Source organism: Streptomyces sp. TRM64462 (genome assembly GCF_013362995.1).
GTDB lineage: Bacteria > Actinomycetota > Actinomycetes > Streptomycetales > Streptomycetaceae > Streptomyces.
In genome coordinates this window covers 1-2,561 of the sequence record NZ_JABWDV010000162.1, presented here as the reverse complement: position 1 = coordinate 2,561, position 2,561 = coordinate 1, and the positions used below count along the sequence as shown (strand labels likewise).

Below are 2,561 nucleotides of genomic sequence, written 5' to 3'. Positions count from 1 at the left end.
GACACCAGCCCCGCCCCCGGCTCCAGCCTCGCCCCCGGCAGCAGCCCCGCCCCCAGCTCCGCGTCGAGCGTCCGGAGCCGCGCCTCCAGGGCCGGACGGCGCCCCGCCGGCACCGCGGCCGCCAGCGCACGCCACACCTCCAGGTCGTCCTCGCCCCACGGGCTGTGCGCCCAGTCGGACAGCAGCTCCGCGTCCCCCCGCGCGATCAGCGCCGCCCGCAGCTGATCGGTCAGCCGCCGCCGCAGCCGCACCACGGCCGGCGCCGCCGACCCCGGCAGCAGCGGCCCCGTGTACCCGCCCAGCGCCGCCGTCACCGCCCCCGACGCCAGCCGCCGCGCCACCACGTCGAAGTCCGCGTCCACCACCGCCCCCAGCCGGTACGGCCGCGAACGCAGCAGCTCCGACCCCAACAGCCCCCGCAGCCGCGACAGTTCGGCCCGTAACGTCACCGGCGTCACCGCCCCGTCCTCGTACAGCGCGGCCAGCAGCTCGTCACCGCCCAGGCCCTGCGGATGCGCCGCCAGCACCACCACCAGCTCGCTGTGCCGCGGGCTCAGCCGCACCGTACGGCCCTCGCCCGTCACCAGCAGCGCCTCGTCCCGGCCCAGCGCCGACAGCCGCACCCGGTTGTCCACCGCCGCCGCCGGAGCCAGCAGCGCCAGCTGCGACTCGGCCGCCCGCGCCACCGCCTGCACGAACGCCAGGCTGTGCGGATGCGCCAGCCGGTCCCCGCCCGTGATGTCCACCGCGCCCAGCAGCCGCCCCGTCCGCGGATCGTGCACCGGAGCCGCCGCGCACGTCCACGTCTGCACCGGCCGCCGGAAGTGCTCCGCCGCGAAGACCTGCACCGGGCGGTCGATCGCGATGGCCGTCCCCGGCGCGTTCGTCCCCACGGCCGCCTCCGACCACCGCGCGCCCGCCACGAAGTTCATCCGCCCCGCCCGCCGCAGCGTCTGCGGATGCCCCTCCACCCACAGCAGCCGCCCGTACGCGTCGCACACCGCCACCAGATGCTCCCCGTCGTCCGCGTACGCCCCCATCAGCTCCCGGACCACCGGCATCGCGGCCGCCAGCGGATGACTCTCCCGGTACGCCGCCAGCTCGTCCCCGGCCAGCTCCACGGACGCGATCCCGTCCGGACTCACCCGCGCCCGCGCCGACCGCCGCCACGACTCCGCCACCAGCGGCCGTACGGGCGGAGCCACCCGCCCGCCCTGCGTGAACGCGTCGTACGCCCGGCGCAGCTCCCCGGCGCGTTCCACAGGGTCCGCGCCCCGTTCGAGAGCCACCCACGCGTCGCTCAACCTGCCCTCCTCGCCGCGGCCTTCATGCCGGTGCCATCGTCGCCGCCTCCCGCACCCCCGACAACCGGTCGCGCGCCCCGCACGCCCCCCTGCACGCCCTCGCGCTCGCCCCGCTGGCGTACAGTGGGCACGGGCCGTGACTGGCGCTTGGGTGGAGTACCACCGGGGAGCGGCCCGGCGGGACCGCCACGGCGGACACCGCAGGCTGCCGCGCGCCTGGGCGAGAACACACCCGTTCGTTCGTCTCACCGCCCGGGAGGCCCCATGACCACCACCGCAGCCCGTCTCATGGACGGCGGCTCCCTCGCCCGCCGCCTCGTCGAGGAGACCGCCGCCCGCGCCGCCGCCTTCACGCGCCGCACCGGCACACAGCCCTGCCTCGCGACCGTCCTCGTCGGCGAGGACCCCGCCTCCGTGACGTACGTACGGATGAAGCGGGCCCGCTGCGAAAAGGCCGGAATCCGCTCCCGCCACGTCGAACTGCCCGCCGCCACGACGACCGAGGAGCTCGTCGCCACCCTCGAAGGGCTGTCGCGGGACCCGGACGTGCACGGCATCCTGCTCCAGCACCCCGTCGGCCCGCACATCGACGAGCGCGCCGCGTTCGAGGCCATCGCCCCGGAGAAGGACGTCGACGGCGTCACGACCAGCTCCTTCGCGTCGATGAGCTTCGGCCTGCCCGGCTTCGTCTCCTGCACGCCGGGCGGCATCATGCGGCTGCTCGACGCGTACGACGTCGACCCGGCCGGCAAGCGGGCCGTCGTCGTGGGCCGCAGCGCCATCCTCGGAAAGCCCGCGGGGATGCTGCTGCTCACCCGGAACGCCACCGTGACGTACTGCCACTCCCACACCCCGCCCGCCGACCTCTCCGCAGCGCTGCGCGAGGCCGACATCGTCGTGGCCGCCGTGGGGCGTCCCCGCTTCATCAAGGGCGAGGACATCAAGCCGGGCGCCGTCGTGATCGACGCCGGCTACAACGAGGGCAACGTCGGCGACGTCGACTTCGCCACCGCCGCGGAACGCGCGAGCCTCATCACCCCCGTACCGGGCGGCGTCGGCCCCATGACCATCGCGACCCTGCTGGCCCAGACCGTCGAAGCGGCCGAACGCCAGACGGCCACCCACGCCTGACCACCCACAAGCCGGACCCTGCCGTGCGCGCGATCGGCCGCGCCGCGCCCGGGGGGTCCTGGCCCGCCTACGCCGCCGAAGGTGCGGGCAGAACCGCCTGGCCACGGGGCACTGCCCCGGCACCCG

2 protein-coding genes are annotated in these 2,561 nt (G+C 76.3%); one reads left to right on the top strand and one right to left on the bottom strand.

The features are described 5' to 3' along the window. Positions 1 to 1,304 (bottom strand): GAF domain-containing protein (locus HTZ82_RS07335; protein WP_175408477.1); only part of this gene is annotated, 1,304 nt, incomplete at its 3' end. Positions 1,305 to 1,568: 264 nt separating this feature from the next. Here HTZ82_RS07335 and HTZ82_RS07330 point away from each other — a divergent pair. Then, entirely contained in the window at positions 1,569 to 2,435 is an 867-nt protein-coding gene (locus HTZ82_RS07330; protein ID WP_175408476.1) for a bifunctional 5,10-methylenetetrahydrofolate dehydrogenase/5,10-methenyltetrahydrofolate cyclohydrolase, read from the top strand. The last annotated feature ends 126 nt before the right edge of the window (positions 2,436 to 2,561 follow it).

Excerpts from the sequence above, each read along its gene's own strand:
- HTZ82_RS07330 (WP_175408476.1), top strand. The coding sequence starts at position 1,569 with ATGACCACCACCGCAGCCCGTCTCATGGACGGCGGCTCCCTCGCCCGC.